The 16,784-nt window shown below is 58.0% G+C and carries 14 protein-coding genes; 1 reads left to right on the top strand and 13 read right to left on the bottom strand.

Annotation, left to right across the window (positions count from 1 at the left end):
- Window positions 1–9: 9 nt before the first annotated feature.
- The gene (locus JMN37_RS11420) at window positions 10–3,396 is read right to left on the bottom strand and encodes a DEAD/DEAH box helicase family protein (RefSeq protein ID WP_252931235.1); all 3,387 of its coding nucleotides are present in this window, start codon (window positions 3,394–3,396) and stop codon (window positions 10–12) included.
- Between the two features lie 159 nt (window positions 3,397–3,555).
- Between JMN37_RS11420 and JMN37_RS05120 the strand changes: the two genes are divergently transcribed.
- Complete coding sequence (locus JMN37_RS05120) at window positions 3,556–4,938, top strand: RNA-binding domain-containing protein (RefSeq protein ID WP_252931234.1); 1,383 nt, start codon at window positions 3,556–3,558, stop codon at window positions 4,936–4,938.
- Window positions 4,939–5,006: 68 nt separating this feature from the next.
- Here JMN37_RS05120 and JMN37_RS05115 read toward each other — a convergent pair whose 3' ends face one another.
- The 12 genes from JMN37_RS05115 to JMN37_RS05060 form a co-directional block, all read right to left on the bottom strand.
- Window positions 5,007–5,600 (bottom strand): RloB family protein, encoded by a 594-nt coding sequence (locus JMN37_RS05115; protein ID WP_252931233.1) that lies wholly within the window; start codon window positions 5,598–5,600, stop codon window positions 5,007–5,009.
- On the bottom strand, window positions 5,587–6,969 hold the full coding sequence (locus JMN37_RS05110; RefSeq protein ID WP_252931231.1) for an AAA family ATPase: 1,383 nt from the start codon (window positions 6,967–6,969) through the stop codon (window positions 5,587–5,589). Before JMN37_RS05110 ends, JMN37_RS05115 begins: the two co-directional genes overlap by 14 nt.
- 82 nt (window positions 6,970–7,051) lie before the next feature.
- Complete coding sequence (locus JMN37_RS05105) at window positions 7,052–7,594, bottom strand: winged helix-turn-helix domain-containing protein (protein WP_070363354.1); 543 nt, start codon at window positions 7,592–7,594, stop codon at window positions 7,052–7,054.
- Between the two features lie 260 nt (window positions 7,595–7,854).
- Entirely contained in the window at window positions 7,855–8,097 is a 243-nt protein-coding gene (locus JMN37_RS05100) for a YlcI/YnfO family protein (RefSeq protein ID WP_252931230.1), read from the bottom strand.
- An 88-nt stretch (window positions 8,098–8,185) separates the two neighbouring features.
- Complete coding sequence (locus JMN37_RS05095; protein WP_005292602.1) at window positions 8,186–8,548, bottom strand: DoxX family protein; 363 nt, start codon at window positions 8,546–8,548, stop codon at window positions 8,186–8,188.
- Window positions 8,545–9,120, bottom strand: a complete 576-nt coding sequence (locus JMN37_RS05090; protein ID WP_005292598.1) for a TetR/AcrR family transcriptional regulator — start codon at window positions 9,118–9,120, stop codon at window positions 8,545–8,547. The genes JMN37_RS05095 and JMN37_RS05090 overlap by 4 nt, the downstream gene beginning before the upstream one ends.
- Window positions 9,121–9,182: 62 nt before the next feature.
- Window positions 9,183–9,572 carry an NUDIX hydrolase gene (locus JMN37_RS05085; RefSeq protein WP_005292595.1) on the bottom strand — a complete coding sequence of 130 codons (390 nt, stop codon included), beginning with the start codon at window positions 9,570–9,572 and terminating at the stop codon, window positions 9,183–9,185.
- 20 nt (window positions 9,573–9,592) lie between these two features.
- A complete protein-coding gene (locus JMN37_RS05080; RefSeq protein ID WP_070363637.1) occupies window positions 9,593–10,777 on the bottom strand; it encodes an Nramp family divalent metal transporter in 1,185 nt (394 codons plus the stop codon).
- Window positions 10,778–11,205: 428 nt separating this feature from the next.
- Window positions 11,206–11,592, bottom strand: a complete 387-nt coding sequence (locus tag JMN37_RS05075; protein ID WP_252931229.1) for a nucleotidyl transferase AbiEii/AbiGii toxin family protein — start codon at window positions 11,590–11,592, stop codon at window positions 11,206–11,208.
- Between the two features lie 217 nt (window positions 11,593–11,809).
- Window positions 11,810–12,865, bottom strand: coding sequence for a type IV toxin-antitoxin system AbiEi family antitoxin domain-containing protein (locus JMN37_RS05070; RefSeq protein ID WP_252931227.1), 1,056 nt, complete (start codon window positions 12,863–12,865; stop codon window positions 11,810–11,812).
- A gap of 1,270 nt (window positions 12,866–14,135) precedes the next feature.
- Window positions 14,136–15,257, bottom strand: coding sequence for a restriction endonuclease subunit S (locus JMN37_RS05065; protein ID WP_177224272.1), 1,122 nt, complete (start codon window positions 15,255–15,257; stop codon window positions 14,136–14,138).
- A 12-nt stretch (window positions 15,258–15,269) separates the two neighbouring features.
- A complete protein-coding gene (locus JMN37_RS05060; RefSeq protein WP_071573209.1) occupies window positions 15,270–16,784 on the bottom strand; it encodes a class I SAM-dependent DNA methyltransferase in 1,515 nt (504 codons plus the stop codon).

Genomic DNA, 16,784 nt, shown 5'->3' with positions numbered 1-16,784 from the left:
TTATCGAAGCTACCCCGCGCTCGGCATGGCGGTGTTGTTGAGCTGCTCGAGGCTGTCGCGAAGTTGCAGGACTACGCCGACGTTTTCGTGGAAGATGTCCATGATGGAGCCGTTTTCGTCGAAGGGCGGTTGGGTGAGCTCGTGGGCTTCGACGACGCCGTTGCGGATCACCTCGCTGACGACGGTGTTGAGGAATGTGCGTTGCACGGAGTTGAGGTCGGTGGAGTGCAGCAGTTCCTCGAAGTGCGCTTCGACGGCGGCAGCGTCCATCCCGACGACTTCGCGCAGGAAGAGGCCGAGTTTGGCCTGGTGGGTGTCGGCGAGTTCGGCAGCGCCGTCGACGTGGGCGTTGAGCAGCAGCTGGCGTAGTTCGTCGAGGTCGTGCGTGCTGAGTTGTTGCGCGTTGCGGAGTTTGCGCAGCGCCAGGCTGGTGGTGTTGCCTTCGAGTGCACGGCGGAGTTCTTCTTCGACGACGGAGCTTTCGCGCTGGGTGCCGCCGGTGGCTTGGAGGGTGCTTTGTTCGAGTTCGCCGAGTTCGTCTTCGATGTCGGTGATCACCACGGCGCGTTGCGCTTTGTCGAGGAAGACGGTGAGCCCGCGGACTGTTTTGCGGGCGAGTTCGAGGTCCCTGTAGGTCACGCCGTCCCACCATTGTGGGCCGGCGATCGCCTCGAGCAGCGCTGCGTTGTTGGCCACGGTGGGGATGTTGGTTTTCTGCAGCAGCGCCGCGGCGATGGTCGCGACTTTTTCTGCGAGCGCGTCCCAGTCGCCGCGTTCTTCGAATAGTCCGAGTTCGAGCTGGTAGATGAGGTAGTCGAAGCGCCGGGCTTGTTCTTTGTCGCCGGTCGCGGCGAAGGGTAGTGGCGCGAGTGCGGTCACGGCTTGTTGGTGGGTGTCGGCGTCGGCGGTGAGCCAGGGGGTGGCGTCGCTAAATATGTCGAGGTAGGCGCGCGCTTCGGTGGGCACGAGGATGCTGCGGTGGGGCACGCTGCGCACGGCGTCCGAAAGATGCTTTGCGACGTCCCCTCGCACCTCATCCGTGGCCGTCAGCAGCAGGCGTGCGCGGGTGGTGAAGCTGCGCTGCGACAGCGAGATCTGGTGCGAGCCTTCCGTGGTGTTGGTGGTGCCGCTGAATTGGCGCACGTTGTCGCAGTAATCGAAGATGTAGAAGCAGGTCTTGTCGACGCCGGGGCCGAACAGGTTGGGGCGCAGGCGGGTCCCGCGGCCGACCATCTGCCAGAACTTGGTGGGTGAGTAGACGGGTTTGAAGAACACCAGGTTGACCACCTCGGGGACGTCGATACCTGTGTCGAGCATGTCCACGCTGATGGCGATGTCCAGGCCGGAGTCGGGCTGCTTGAACTCGGCGATGAGTGCTTCCGCGTTGTACACGCCGTGGGTGATCACCTCGGCGCGGGTGGCGGTGGTGGGGAAGATGGCCCGGTATTCGTCGGCGATGAGGTCGGCGTGGGCCTGGTTGCGGGCGAAGATGATGGTCTTGCCCAGCCGGTCCGCGCCGTCGACCTTCAACCCCTTGCCGATGACTTGGCGCAACACCTTCCGGATCGTGTCCCGGTTGAGCAGCTTCGCGTTGATCTCGGCGGCGTTGACTTCCTGGGGCGCGGAAAGTGGGTCGCCGTGTTCGTCGACACCCCATTCGGCGTTTTCCCACTCCAGCTGCTGCTCGGGGGTGAGTTCGCCGTAGGAGATGCCGCGGCGCATGAAGGCGGTGCTGCCGGAGAACACCTCGTAGGGCACGAGGTTGCCTTCCTCGATGGCGCGGTGCAGGCTGTAGTAGCCGGTCGGGGTGTCGGGCTCGCAGCCGAAGAAGGTGTAGGTGTCGTGGGAGAGGTTGCTGCGCGGGGTGGCTGTCAGCCCGACGACGAGGGCGTCCAGGTAGTCGAAGATGCGTCGATAACGCTGGTAGATGGATCGGTGAGCCTCGTCGACAATGATGAGGTCGAAGTCGAAGGAGTTGAAGCGTTGGCCTTCGCCGATCATGCCGATCATGGTCTGGTACGTGTTCACGTACACCTGGCCCTCGCCGGCGGGGTTGGTGGTCAGGTTGACGGGCACCGCCTCTGCGAGGTGCTCGTTGAACGCCGCGTGCGCCTGCGTGACCAGCGCTTTGCGGTCGGCGAGGAAGAGCACGTTGCGGATCCAGCCGGCCTCTAACAGCATGGACACGGTGGCGATGGAGACGCGCGTCTTGCCTGTACCCGTCGCCATGACCAACAGCGCGCGGCGCTTACCCTTGCCGAACGCCTCCGCCACGGACTGGATCATCTCCAGCTGGTAGGGCCTGCCGGCGATCTCGGTGATGGTGGAGCTGTGCGCGCTGAGCGGTTGGCGCTTGTCGCGCCGGGCGATGAGCGCCTCCATCGCACGCACTGTTGGGTAGGACTCAATAGTGCGGGTTTCGTAGCCGACACCGCCCGGCAGGTCGGCGTCCCTGTCCCAAAAGCGCACCTCGTACCCGGTGGTGTAGAAGATCAGCGGTACACGGCCCGTCGCGTTGCCGATGGCATCGGCATAGATCGCGGCCTGCTGGCGGCCGTCGTTAATGCTGCGGCTGGCCTTCTTCGCCTCCACAACGGCGATTGGCACACCCTGCGTATCCAGCAGCACATAGTCCACCTTCATGCCCGCCACCGGGTATTCCTCGATGAGCGTTCGGCCGCGCACAAACCCGGCATCCTCCAACATCGGCGTGATGATGTCACGGCGCGTCTGCGCCTCATCCACCGCCAACTGCGGTGCCGGTGGCGTCAGCTTCTCCTGCTGCTTGCGGATCTGCTCCCGCAGCTTCGCGATCTCCTCCTCATACCCCGCAGCCTTTTCCAGCTCCCGCTGCTGCGCCTCATCCAGCTGCAGTTTGTACAGGTCAGCCTGCTCCCTCGCGGACTTCTCCTTCGCCGCCAGCGCCATCATCTGCCGCTGGTTCAACGCCGCCTGCCGCGGTGCCTGCTTCAAGATCTCGACGTCAAACGGCGCAATCCCTCGAATCGTCTTCCCCGAGAAGTGCGTAGTTGCGAACACCATCACGTCATACAGGTGTTTCAGGGCCTGCAGCGCCTCATCGCTGGTGATGTGCGCTTCGCTGTGCACCGCGGTGTTGCCGGCCTTGCGCAGGATGTGCATCTTGGAACGGATCGTCTCCGGCAGCAGGCGCGAGAAGTCCGGGTTGGTCAGCGTATCGAAGATGTTGGACTGCTTCTCCAGCCCATTCAACGCCGCGATATGCCCAATGACCTGCTCTAACACGAACCGGGATTGGAACATCGACGCGCGCGGGTTGGTCAGCGCGGCATCCTCCGCATTGCGACACTCAATAATGAGCTGGGGCCATGCTTGCCCAACGAAGCCAAAGTTGGACGGACGTGGAGTGATGCTCACCTGATCGCCTTTCTTCCCGGTGCGCTCGTTCGCCTGCGCGTTATTCTATACCGTTGCGTTGTGGCTCGAAACCTACTCGAAACATGCTCGAAACGGATTCACATGTTTTGACCTGGGTATATCACTCTACTCGAAATCGTTTCGAGTAGAGTGATCCACATGAATACTGCGGTAAAGGTTGATGAGTTACTTACGCGCCCCGAAGATCAGTGGTTTGAGCGGAAATCGTTTCGTATTAAACCGAAGGATCTTGCGAAGGCGATTATCGCGTTTGCCAACGCCGAGGGCGGGGTCATCGCTGTCGGTATCACTGATCGACAATTCGATGGGTTGCCTAGCGCACGGCAGGACAACGACTTACGACAATCGGCGTTTGATCACACCGATCCAACGGTTCGAGTCGAGATCGAGAGCCTTCGCATTGATGACGCCACATCTGTATACCTATTCCATATCTTGCCTAGTGAGCGTGTACATTATTCCAATTCGGGGGAGTGCTTCCTGCGCATCGGGGATGAAACGAAGCAGCTGGGCCCCGACGGCATTTTAGAGTTGCGGTATTTGAAGGGGGAGCAGCAGTTTGATGCAATTGTTCCACCACGTGCTGAGCCTGGAGACCTCGATATGGCGCAGGTCGAGCGGTATGCGGAGGCGATTGGTTCGGCCTCGGCCCAAGATGCGTTGAGGGCGCGAAACTTGGTAGATAGGGTCGGCAACCCGCGGACAGCAGCATTGTTGCTTTTCGGAAAACATCCGCAGGAGTTCTTTCCAAACGCTCATGTTCGTGTGGTCCAGTTCAATGACATAGATCGGTTGCCGGGTCATGGTCAGCAAATTCTTTACGACGAACGCTTCGACGGCACCCTGCCAGAACAGATTCAGCAGGCCAGAACTGCGATTAGCAAGATTCTTCCAAAAGTGCGCCGTCTTGTGGGCAGTGGGCTTTTTGAAGAGGAGGATTTGATCCCGCCGGATGTGTGGCTAGAGGGTTTGGTGAATGCGGTGATCCACAGGTCTTACAGTATGGCTGGGGATCACGTCAGGTTCGAGATCTATCCTGATCGGGTTGAGGTGTCTAGCCCTGGCAGGTTCCCTGGCTTGGTGGACCCGTCGAAACCCGAAGCAATTGCGCGGTTTGCAAGAAACCCGTTGATTGCGCGTGGGACTGCTGAGTTGCGGATTGGGCAGGAGTTGGGGGAAGGGATTCGACGAATGATCGCAGGTATGCGAAAGGCGGGTTTTGCAGACCCCGTGTACCGGCAGACAAGTGGCAGTGTTGTCTTGACATTGAAGGCAGTGCAACGCCTCGACGAGTCGCTTCGTGCGGACTTGCCGCGCTACTCAACAGAGGTGCTTGCAGCCTTGCAGGCAAGCCCACATCCCTTATCGACGGGCCAAGTTGCCAATGCCCTTCACCTCTCGAACCCTCCCGTCCGCCGTGCTCTGCAAGCGCTCCGGGACGCTGGACTCGTGCAGTGGAACGGAAGCGGTTTGAGGGATCCTCGCGCAACATGGTCAGCGGTCAGCCCGCTGCGTTACTGATACATGACCAACGAACAAAAGTTCCCCACGGGTGCGTGGGGAGGTTTGTGTGGCCCTCTAGTTAGTCATTACTTTTGCATCGCTTCGATAAGGTACGGGATTGAAGATGACGGGCATGGCCCTTTTGCATTGGGGCGTATTTCGGTCCAGTGGCGTTTTGCGCGTGCCGTTGCCTCAGGGTATCTCTCGACTGGGAACGTTACCCCGAGTTCTTTCGCATTGCGGCCTGTGAGATAGCGTTCCTTTTGCAGTACATCGGTCATTTTCTTCGCGTCGCTCCCGCCGTCGTAGAGGTGCCAATACAGCCACTGCTCAAATTGAGGGTTCGTTACTGCGACTGAGATATTGCTCTTTTGTGCGAGCTGAAGAACATCACCCAGGGTGGTGTGTTGGTCACAATCGACGACTAGGAACGCGCGGTCAAAGTTGTCGGACTTCAGATGGTTCTCGCATGTATCAAGAACTCGCTTGGGTTCTCCCTTACTAGGTACAACCTTGATGTCCGTGGCCACGTCGTTGGAACGCAGAATTTGTGCGAGCCTTTGGAAGTAAACTTGCTCAGACTTTCCTTTGTCGCCTTCTACAACAATCAGAAGCCGACTTTTCAGCTTCCGCTTTGCCCTGCTCTTGGGCTTTCTGGGTGTACCTTTACGCGCTGCCACGTTCCCCATTTTCTTGCCCCCGTCGTGTAGGTGATAGTTCTTCAACAGCACTTCGCATTAAACCTGGTAATAGATACGGTAGCGCGCCGAATCGGCCTTCCAGGTATTGCTTTGCAAGATTTGATGCCGGTTTCAAATCGCGGAAGTCCTGCAAGTTATAGAGCGTACTTGCACCAGAGCTGTCTTTTTCGGTGAACCAGACTTGCTCTTTCGTCAGGTTCGCAGAAGACTGCGGCTGGAGCAGGGTTACGTCATGTGACGTGAAGATCAGTTGGGCCCCGTGTGGGTTTGTATCTTGATCTTGGAACAGTGCGACGATTGCTTCGGCGAGAATGGGGTGGAGGCTGGTATCCAGCTCGTCGACGCAAAAAATTGTGCCGTCGCGGAGCGCTTCTAAGATGGGAACGGCCATGGCGAGCCATGCCAACGTTCCGGATGATTCATCGCGCATGAGAAAGCCGGCGTCGGCGGATTCGTTGCCATGGTGATAAAACCGCAGTGTTCTGTTTACGAAGTCGTGGTCGATCAGACTTTGGCCTGATAGAGCTTTCCCGGTCGCCTTCAGGCCCCGTGCCGCAGATCGCTCGAGAATCTTGCGTATTTCCGGGGGTAACTCTCGTTCATCTACATCAATTCGCGTGATTCCGATATCCGCTACTGCTGCGAGTGTGGTGAGTACGTTCAACGGAATTCGTTCATCGGCGATATCCGCCGCAATTCGGTCGAGGCGTTGCCGCCGGGCACTGTCGCTGATGTCGTAGAAATCGACGCCAGCGATAATGCTTCCCACAAACGACTGCAGTTTGTCGTGACCTGCAACGTAGCCACGGGAGAGCACAAGTTCTCGCGGGGCTGGAGATATACGTGGTCCCAGATACTTATGCCAGCTGGTTATGCCTTGTTCGGCGTCTCTTTCCAGAAGTCGTGTTGGGCGGGAGGAGAAATAACCAAGCAGCAGCTCGTGTTCAATGCGGTTCGCGGAAATGGAGAATTCGTAGTGATATCGAATTTCTCGGGCCGCAAGCTCCGGGCCGCCAATGCCACCGGTTAACGTGAAATCGAGTGCAAAGAAGCTGGGGGAACGTACAGAGTCCTCATCTAGCTTGAATGGAGATCGACGATTTTTCTGAAATTCAAGCCATCTGCTTGCAGAGCATTGGATTGCCTCCATTGCATAGCGCATTGCGTCGAGTACCGCCGTCTTTCCTGACGCGTTGGGTCCAAAGATGGCTGCAACCGGTAGAACGGCATCGGCCCAACTCTCACCTTGACGAGGAACTGCGGTGCGCCAGGAGCTGCGCGTCATTTCCAGCGTAAACTCATCACGGAAGCTACGGTGATTCTCCGCAATAAAGCTAAGCAGTCTCATGGAAGTAAGTTTAGGTGAGAAAAGCTCATTACGGGAAAAAATTTCCCCAGAAAGGCTTAATAAAGAAAATGATGCGGTTTTACTAACTCACCGATTGCACAATCCTGTACACCGTTGCTCGGTCGCCTTGGCCACCTTCCATGGTGACGATGCCCTCGCGAAGCAGTGGCGCGAGTCCGTAGCGCACTTGGCCTGTGGAAAGTCCGGTATTGGCTGCCAGTACGTTCACGGTGATACCGCTACCTGTCGCGGAGAGTGCCTGGTAGATCCGGGGTACGTTCTTGCCCAAGGCTTGGAGGTTGACCAGTAGGTCTTCCTCGGTCGGGGAGAGTCGGGTATTGGAGCCTATGTCTTCCAGCCGGGCATCGTGTTCTGCGCTGGAGCGGGAGCCTCGTGGGAACAGTACGGTGAATTGGACGCTGGTGTTGATGAAGCGGGGCGTCGCTACGCGTGATTCGCGGCAGGAGGTGATCGCTTCGCGGGTGCCGCCGCCTTCGTCAGCGTGGTTGTCCGCGCGGCGGAACCCCGCGACAGCTTGTGCGCCCCGCGGACAGTTCGACCTGTAGGCAGAGGCCGCCCGGGGTGTCCGCCCCGCCGTCCGCGGAACTTTGTGACAACCCGACACTCCGTTTCATGTGAAACATAACTGGTCTGGGAGCAAGCAACAGTTTTACACTTTAACAGTATGGTTTTTGAAGTTTCACACTTTGATGACCTGCATGTTTAGCAGTTTGAATAGTGGGAAGCCCTCCTCAGTGCAAGCCCGTTGCCACAACATCCAGGAGTCCAATTGTTTCATGCCGATTTAGAGCACTACTTAGCCATTGTTGAGCGGGTTTATGTTGCGGTGCAGCGGAGTGGAAGGCATAAACGAGAATGTTGACATCAGGAATGATCATCGAGTACCGCCCACACAGCTTCTTTGTTGCTGAGATCAACTAGAGCCGGTCCGCCGCAATCGAAGGAGGGCAGGTTAACGGGGGTGTCTTCGGTACTGATGCGGGCTTCCTTCTTGAGGGCAGCGCGGACCGCCTCTTCGACGTATGAGCTCAAAGTGACATTGTTGGCTTTGGCTTGGACCCTCGTTTCTTCAAGGAGTTTCGGCGGGAGGTTTATCGTCGTGCGCATACCTTTAGGGTAGAAAGCATCAAGTCATCATTCAAGAGGTGCAATGATGTATCTGCCTTCAGGAAGCCGTGAAAGGTTGACTGGTGTCTTAATTCAGTGCGAGCGTCAGGATCAGTACTCCGATGGAGAATGCGAGCATGCCTAAGCAGTTGATCCAGAATGCGCTACCGAGGAAGTGGGCGCGGACATGGGCTGCTGCGGCCGCGCAGAAATAGGCGATGACTCCAATCATGGCTGTGATTCCTACGCCGGGGAACCAGAGGCCGGCAATGAGTCCTACGGCGGCGAGGCACTTGATGACAATGAGCGCCCACCACCAGTCCTTGGGGAGTTTGACGCCGCTGAGGCAGGCTTCGATGAAGGGGACTGGTTTGAGGGAGAGGGCGGCGTCGCCAAGCAGAATGGCTGCTAGTAGAAGGGAGGGCCAGGCTGGGGAAGATTCTAGGATCATTGGGTTACTCCGAATGCGGTGTTGAGGCGTTCGATCGATGAGGCGGCTTGGGATGTGAGGTGCTCGGTGTCGTAGATTCCGGCGGCCCAGCCGATGAGTAAGCCGAGGTAGACGTTGTACAGCAGGTCGGCGTACTCGGCCGCATCGGCGCTGCTGAGCCTGGTGCCGAGTCGCAGGGTGATTTCATCGGTCAGGAGCGTTTTGAGTGCGGTGAGCGCTTCGCCTTGATTGCCTTGTTGGATGAGTGCTGCGCCAAAGGCGCGGGAGAGCTCTTCGTGGCCGGTAAACATCTGGAGGAAAGGTCTCAGGACATCGAGAAGGCTATCGGATTGTCCCCGGATGTCATCGTGGAGTTCTGAAATGTGTTGGCCAATGGTGCGGATGAGCAGCGTTTGTTTGTCGCCGACTCCCATGACGGTTCCCACGCTAACGCCAGCTTCGGATGCGATAGTCCGGATGCTGGTGGTGGCGTAGCCCTGAGTGAGGAAGAGTTCGTAGGCGGTGGCTAGGACCTTGCTGACGGTGCCAGCTTTGGCGGCCGAGCGCGATGAGTGAACGTGTTCAGTGAACATGTTCAAAAGGGTAGCTCTTGATGGTTTCGAGGTCAATGACGCCGAAGTGTTGACAGTTGGCGCTAGGCCAGCGTGGGGAAGACGCGGTCGCGCAGCAGGTGTGCAAGCTCGCGGTCGGGGGCTGCTGGGTTGACCCAGGCGGTGTCGCCGATTTCGGCGGCGGCATGGGGTTCGTCGGCGGTGACGGTGCGGGTGTAGGTGAAGATGGTGCCGACGACGACCTCGCCCGGTTCGTTGGCGGCGGGAGCGTCGAAGGTGCCGAGTTTGTTGAGGCTCTCGGCGTCGAGGGTGAGGCCTACTTCTTCGGCAACTTCGCGCAGGGCGGCGTCGACAAGCGCCTCGCCCGCCTCGGGCTTGCCGCCGGGCAGTTGGTACTTGGTGGAGGACTTCTTGCGCACGGTAAGCACGTGGCCTTGTGGGTTGCGGATGACGACGGCTGCTACTTCAATCATGGCTGCTGATTGTAGGCGGCCTAGAGCAGCGGCAGGAGCACGAGGGCGAGATTGAGTGCGATGACCAGCGCGGCAAGCGTCCAGCCCACGGCCATAGACCAGGGTTTCGCGGCGAACTCACCCATGACGTCCCGGGAGCCGGCATAGCGGAAAAGCGGGATGATGGCGAAGGGGATGCCCAGGGAAAGAAGTGCCTGGCTGACCACCAGTGCCATAGTGGGGTCGACCCCGCAGCCGATGATGACCAGCGCCGGGATGAGCGTGACCAGGCGGCGGACTAGTAGGGGGACCTTGATGTGAAGCAGGCCGTCCATGATTTCGGAGCCGGCGTAGGCGCCCACTGACGTCGAGGCGAGGCCGCTGGCCAGCAGGCCGATGGCGAAGAGAACGCCGGCCAGCGGGCCGAGGTGGCTGGCAATCGCCGTGTGGGCCCCGGAGATGGTCTCTGTGCCGTCCACGCCGTAGAGGGCCGAGCCCGCCAGGACCAGCAGGCCCACGTTGACGAGCCCGGCGATGGACAGCGCCACGGCGATGTCCGCGCGGGTGCCGGCCAGCACGTGGGGGATTTCCAGGTCGGGGTAGCGCTGCTTGGTCAGGGAGGAGTGTAGGTAAATGGCGTGCGGCATGACGGTGGCGCCCAACATGGAGGCGGCCAGCAGGATGCTGTCCTTGCCCTCTAGGCGGGGGATGAGGCCGCCGGCCACGTCGGCGGGGTCGGGCGGGGCGATGGCGAGGCCGGCAAGGAAGCCGATGCAGATGACCAGGAGCAGGCCGATGACAAGCCCCTCGAACCACTGGTTCTTCTTCTGGAAGATGAGGAGAATGATGGAGACCGTGCCGATGATGAGCGCGCCCGCGAACAGGGGGAGGTTGAAGAGGAGTTGCAGGGCAATGGCGCCGCCGATGACTTCGGCGAGGTCGGTGGCCGCGGCGATGAGCTCGGCCTGGGCCCACATGCCTAGGCGCGCGCGGCGGGAGAGACGCTCGCCCATGATTTCCGGCAGGGAGCGGTGGGTGACTAGGCCCAGTTTGGCGGAGTGGTACTGGATGAACATGGCCATGAGGTTGGCCACGACGAGTACCCACACCAGGAGGTAGCCGTAGTGGGAGCCGGCGCTGATGTTGGCGGCTACGTTGCCGGGGTCGACGTAAGCCACTGCAGCAACGAAGGCGGGGCCGGTGAGGCTGATTAAGGTCTTACGCATAGGCATCTCCATACCAAAAGTTCAACTACTTGAAGTCTAGTTTTCATCGCCATATGTTCAAGCACGCAAAAAGTTTTGCACTTTCACACTTTGGTTTTGCACTTTGGCAATGTGCGTTTGGTGCAGTTGGTTGAGGAAGAGTGAACACCCTCAAGCGGATATCCGGCGCTGGCTATTGTGTCCAGGAAAGTGTTGCGCTGTTCCAGGTTGTGGTCAACGTATGGAGTTCATTGTTCAGAACGGGGTCAATGAGGAGTGCAGCAACCCGAAGGGCTTCATCTAGAATCAAGAATTCTTTTCGTATTTCGTTGCCAAATTTCTTTGCGGCTTTCGGGTACCGATCTGCCCACGTTGCATCAGGGATATTGAGATTTGTTGGGAGAGTAACGCCTCGGATTTGTTGCTGTGAGTTGAGAGCGTCGCGGAGTTCAGCAGCATTGAGCTGTGTTGTTGGCGGAAGCTCTGAAGCTAATAGCTAATAGCGCAATGTCGTAGAGATCGTGATAGCGTGTCGACGCTTTGCCCGGAGGTGTGTCGCCGTGTATCTCATACATTGCGCAGACTTTATCTGCGATCTGGTTTGCGATGGGGTACGACGTGACTTGGAAATGTTCTGGAAGATAAGGTGTCTGGACGTCGTAACTTGAAGCTACGGTGACTGATTCCACTTCACTAGTGACCTCAAGGTCACCACTGACGTCGATGGAAAACTCAATGAAGCGGTTGCTGCTACCTAAGCCGTAAGTGACTGTAACTTTGAGGCGTTTGCTGTCTATCGTGCCGATTCGTTCCGCCTTGCCATTGCTCTTTTCCACTTGAAATGTATAAGGGCCTACTCAGTGCTTGTTCATTGTCGCGATGAGGCTGTCAGCGGCTTTTAAGGCTGAGGTAGGGGCATATTGCCGAAATAGGTCGAGGTCTTTTGTCTGCCGGGCGCCTGGTATTCGGCAGTAAATGTTGGTGCCCCCTTTGAGCACCCAACCGTCGTTTAGGCGCATGAGTTCATGAAGGAACACCTCACGGAAAAACTGGTTATATACGTCGTTTGGCTTCTTTCCGGCGTGGCTTGCTTCCTTCTTCAGTGCTGAAACGATCTGACCGTGGCGCTCCCTTTGTTTTTGAGGTTGTGGCACAGGATTCTCCTTGAGGTTTTGCTGTGTGGGATGGGGGAAGAGGGGTGGACAGCCAGAGGGTCTTCAAACCTTCACTGTGCACGATCGTTTCGGCTAATTGTTTATGTGTTGCTTCGAGCGCATGGGCAGTAGCTGCTCTGCCAGCGAGCATGTTCTGGAGTGCCTCTTCTACATTGCTGCTGTGAAAATCGGTTTGAAGCGGCATCTTTGCGGCGAGCGCCTTTAGCTCTTCAGCAAGTGGCCCCAGCGCCTTGGCGACAGCTCTTTGGATTTGCTCTTCCATGATTGCCGCGGGAACAGGTGGAAAGCATTCTTTCCAAAGCATGCGTAGCCCTTCCTGATCACCTTTTAGCAGGCCGAAAGCTGTTTCGTTTCCAGTAAAAGCGCTGAGTAGCTCAGGTTCTTGCAGTAATTGCTTAGCACTTGCATCTGCAATGAGGTCGAGGAGATGCTGGGGTTCATGCCCGTCTAGTGCGAGGTCCACGATGGTACGAGCTGCGGTTGTGATAGGGAGGTTGTGTTCAGGGTGCAGGGTCCATTCGTGGTCGTGGAGTTTGCTTCGATGAAACTGGACTTCTGGTTGCCTGCTTTGGCGTCGACGGTTGACGGTGAAGTGGATTCCATCGGGCCAGAGGTCACCGATGCCCCAGAGTTCAGCTGCGGTGGTGTGGGAGATGACGGATTCGGACGCCAATGTAGGGTCATGGACCCGGTCAGCGGCCATCATCTCGGGTCGGAGTGCAAGCCATTGTGCTTTGACGTCTAACGCTGGACTTATCATGGTGCCGACGGTCGCATAAACCCCATGTCGAACTCGGATGAGTCCACCCCTTGTCTCTAGTCGGGAGAGAGTCAAGGGCGTTACTCCTTCTGCGCGTGCTTGTTTTGCCGTGCACAGTTCCCACTGTTGGGAAGCGATCTCCCCGATGATCTCCAACGATTCGGCGGCATCCATACTTCAAAAATTACCATATAGGATAGTTTTGCAGCACGGAGATTTCATAACTCCTGCGAAACTATCAGTCGGGTTGCCGCCTCCTCATCCCATGAGCTGCAGGATGTTCGCGGCTATTTCGTCCGCGCGGCGGACACCTTGACGGGTTGCTGCAACGAAACTCGCTGGTCGCGATGGTGCCGCGGACAGCGGAGGCGCGATGGTTCTTATCGACGCCTCTTCGATCAACCACGCTTACCTTTAACACTCATGATCCAGTTTCCAGGTGATCTGTGATTATTTGTCCGCGCCGCGGAATCCAGCGACTACCTGTCCGCCCCGCGGACACCTGAATACGATCCCACTGTCCGCCCCGCGGACAGTTCGACTTGGAAGCCGAGGTTTTGCAGAGTGTCCGCGGCGCGGAACTCTGCCGTAACCCCGAAGCCACATTCACCGGTGGCAACCTGTCCGCCCCGCGGAAAGTCGGTGTGGTTGCCTGTCCGCGCGGCGGACACCTTGACGGCTTCACGCCGGGAAAGTTGCTGGTAGATGGCGTGCCGCGGACAGTGGAAGCAGCGGCGGGTTTTCTAATCAACGCCGGCTCCGTCCCATCACGTTTACCTTTCACAACGCGCCTCGGTTTCCGGGTGAGTGGTGGATGTCAGTCCGCCCCGCGGAATCTGCCGCAGCTTTTTATAGGTGGCCCTCCCACCACGGATACCTTCATCCGTCATCCACATCATGTTCACTGCTGCCGACTGTCCGCGCGGCGGACACCTCGACGGGTTGCCGTCAAGAAATTCGCTGGTGACGATGGTGCCGCGGACAGTGGAAGCAGCGGTTACTTTCTTATTGACGCCCTCTCCGTCCCACCACGCTAACCACCAACAACATGACCCGGCTTCCGGGTGAGCGATGAAGATCTGTCCGCGCGGCGGAATCCAGTGACAACTTGTCCGCCCCGCGGAAAGCCGGTGTAGTTGGTTGTCCGCGCGGCGGACACCTCGACGGGTTTACGCCAGGAAAGTCGCAGGTAGTGGCTGTGCCGCGGACAGTGGAACCTTGAGGATTGTCCGCCCGCGGAATAGACCCGAGGCGTTTGTAAAAGAGACCTACAACATTGTCCGAGATGCGACCGGGTGGAAGATAGTCCAAATGTAATTCTGCGTATGGCTCGAAACGTACTCGAAACGAACTTTCAAGTCGTGAAAAGCGCAAAACAATCTACTCGAAACCGTTTCGAGTAGATTGCCAAGTGGTCTTTAACGAGTCCTTTTATCTGTCAGCTCTAAAGCTCTCTCGAGAAAGCCCGAGAGGAAAGGGAGGTGTAGAGCTCTCGGAGCAGTGTCAATTTACTGCTGCGAAGTGCTCGCTGGTGAAAAGCCGTCCGGACTTGATTTCCAACTGTTGTTTGCAGAGCTGCGTCGACATCTGGAATTTCAACGGACAAAAAATTAGTTTGCGAAATGTTCTTCATGCTTCCGCCGCTACCGGAAGATGCCTTACTAATCGCATTCCGTGTAAGTGGGTGCTGCAGACATGCCCATAGGAAGAAAGGGTCGACCGAGTCCTTCGTGACCAAACGCCACAACTTATCCGGCAACAGCAAATTCTCATAGGGTTGATCCACGATTGCAGACGCCCCCACCAGTTCGGTGGTGTTGGCTCGAGAAACGAGTAGGTCCCCTTCTTGTACTCGGTGATGCTCAGGGGGTTCGTAGCTCGGGTCCAAGGGTTTCGACTCTTCTGGTTTGAAGTACCCGCTAGTGGTCGAGCTAATTTTGAGGACACGTGGCCCTCCAGGCGTTGAATGCTCTTTGAGGCTTTTCCCGGAGACAATTCTCTCTACGTATTCTCCAATCGGGACAGTTCGGTTCGTTTCTGGTGCCAGATTTTTGACCAGTGTTTCTAGCTTTGAAATGGACTGCTCTTCAGCGCGGATCGCCTCCTCTACCGGGCCCAGAATTGTCGCGATGCGCTGCTGCTCCTCCAGAGGAGGCAGAGGGACCTTGATCTCCAAGAGGTCGCGGTTGTTGATCCTGGGAAGGTTGATCCCGTTAAGATGCCTTTTGATTTGAGCAAATGCGAAACCGCTAAGTAAGAAATGCAACAGGTAGTGGGTATCGTCGCCGTTAATCATGCGGAGGATAGTGATGTCACCTGAGCACGTGCCCGGCGCAGATGCAATAGCAGCTTTGCGGAGATTGGGCCGGAGACGTCCAAACAGAATGTCACCGGACTCGAATACGGGCTTTCCGCCTTTAAGCGAAAACGCATCGGCACGACTGTTTCCTAGAATTCCGCCACCGGTTTTGAGGTGTTCCAATCCAAAGTATGGTGTCGCAGGGTCGAGGTTTTCTCCCGGCACTTTCTTGGTAACAACCTCGGCAACATCCCCCAACTTCACCATCTCCCACCTCATCTAGATCAGCCCCTTGAGCATGCTCATGGCGTCGGCGATTTGGGCGTCGAGGGCGTCGATGTCGGCGAGGATGTCTTTCGGGTCGCGGGTTTCTTCGGTTTCGAAGACGATTTCTTTGTACCGGTTCATCGACAGGTCATAGTCCGCCTCGCGGATCTCATCGACGGGCACGGTGAAGGACGCTTCGGTGCGGGCGCGGTCGCGTTCGGCGGCCTGGTTGTGGAAGCGGGCCACAACGTCGGGGAGGTTGTTGAGGCGCAGCTGGGCGTCGTCAAGTGGAGTCTTGGGCCAGGGGCCGAGTAGTTCCTCGGCGAGCAGTGGGGTGCGTTTGTCGTCGAGGGAGCGCCCGTCGGCGGTGATGTCGTAGAACCAGATGTGCTCATTTTGGCCCGGCGAGTCGGTGCGGGTAAAGCACACGATGGCGGTGGACACCCCGGTGTACGGTTTGAACGCGCCGGACGGCAGTTTGATGATGCCGTCGATTTTTTGGTTGTCCACAAGCTCTTTGCGCAGCGTTTTGTGCGCGTGCGTCGAGCCGAACAGCACACCCTCCGGCACAACGACAGCCGCCCTGCCGCCCAGCTTTAGCAAGGTCAAAAACCTCGCGATGAACAGCAGCTCTGTCTTCTTCGTCTTTATCGACGCCAACTCCGGATCCAAAATGTCCTGATTAATCGAGCCCGCAAACGGTGGGTTCGCCAGCAGCACATCGAACGCTTCAAGCCGCTCTGGCGCCAGTTCCTGGAGGGAGTCAAGGTAGGAGATGTTCGGGTCGCTAAAGCCGTGCATGACCATGTTCATCGCGGCGATGCGCACCATGGTGGAGTCGAAGTCGAATCCGGTCAGGCTGTGGGCGAGGTACTGCTCGCGCTGCAGTTTGGTGGCGTTTTTGAAATCATCACGCAGGTATTCGCTGGTGGCGGCGAGGAAACCTGCGGTGCCGCAGGCTGGGTCGATAAGTCGGTCGGTGACCTTCGGTTCGGTCAGCGCCACGATCAGTTCGATGATGTGGCTTGGTGTCCTGAACTGTCCGTTCGTGCCGGCGGTGGCCAGTTTGGACAACATGTACTCGTACAAGTCGCCCGTCATGTCCTTATTCGAGAACTCCAGCTTCGCGATCATCGTCGCCACCGTTGTCAGCGTCGCCGCGTTCGGGATCAGGAACGCCGCGTCCTTCATGTGGGTGACAAACCCGCTGTCACGTGCGGCGCCGAGTTGTTTGATGTAATCAAACCCCTCACGGAAGGCGGCGAAGCGCGCCTCCGGCGAATCGACGGCCAACAACTTGGAAAAGCGCAGGTGGTCGTGGGTGGCGTCGTAAAATAGTTGGGTGTCATCCGGCTCCCCGCCCAGCGTGTTGGCGAGGAATTCCGCGTCCGCCTGGCGCTCGTCGAGTTGGCGCATGAAGAGGAGGTAGGTGAACTGTTCGATCACGGTGATTGGGTTTGAGATGCCGCCGGACCAAAAAGCGTCCCAAATGCGGTCTACCTGGGATTTCAGCGCGCCTGTAATCAT

This window comes from Corynebacterium lipophilum (assembly GCF_024102595.1).
GTDB classification, from domain to species: Bacteria; Actinomycetota; Actinomycetes; order Mycobacteriales; family Mycobacteriaceae; genus Corynebacterium; species Corynebacterium pseudogenitalium.
This window is presented reverse-complemented; position numbering and strand designations above follow the sequence as displayed.

Excerpts from the sequence above, each read along its gene's own strand:
- JMN37_RS05065 (WP_177224272.1), bottom strand. The coding sequence starts at position 15,257 with ATGGTGAAGTTGGGGGATGTTGCCGAGGTTGTTACCAAGAAAGTGCCG.
- JMN37_RS05085 (WP_005292595.1), bottom strand. The coding sequence starts at position 9,572 with ATGATTGAAGTAGCAGCCGTCGTCATCCGCAACCCACAAGGCCACGTG.
- JMN37_RS05095 (WP_005292602.1), bottom strand. The coding sequence starts at position 8,548 with ATGATCCTAGAATCTTCCCCAGCCTGGCCCTCCCTTCTACTAGCAGCC.
- JMN37_RS05070 (WP_252931227.1), bottom strand. The coding sequence starts at position 12,865 with ATGGATGCCGCCGAATCGTTGGAGATCATCGGGGAGATCGCTTCCCAA.
- JMN37_RS05060 (WP_071573209.1), bottom strand. The coding sequence starts at position 16,784 with ATGATTACAGGCGCGCTGAAATCCCAGGTAGACCGCATTTGGGACGCT.
- JMN37_RS05100 (WP_252931230.1), bottom strand. The coding sequence starts at position 8,097 with ATGCGCACGACGATAAACCTCCCGCCGAAACTCCTTGAAGAAACGAGG.
- JMN37_RS05110 (WP_252931231.1), bottom strand. The coding sequence starts at position 6,969 with ATGAGACTGCTTAGCTTTATTGCGGAGAATCACCGTAGCTTCCGTGAT.
- JMN37_RS05120 (WP_252931234.1), top strand. The coding sequence starts at position 3,556 with ATGAATACTGCGGTAAAGGTTGATGAGTTACTTACGCGCCCCGAAGAT.
- JMN37_RS05090 (WP_005292598.1), bottom strand. The coding sequence starts at position 9,120 with ATGTTCACTGAACACGTTCACTCATCGCGCTCGGCCGCCAAAGCTGGC.
- JMN37_RS05080 (WP_070363637.1), bottom strand. The coding sequence starts at position 10,777 with ATGCGTAAGACCTTAATCAGCCTCACCGGCCCCGCCTTCGTTGCTGCA.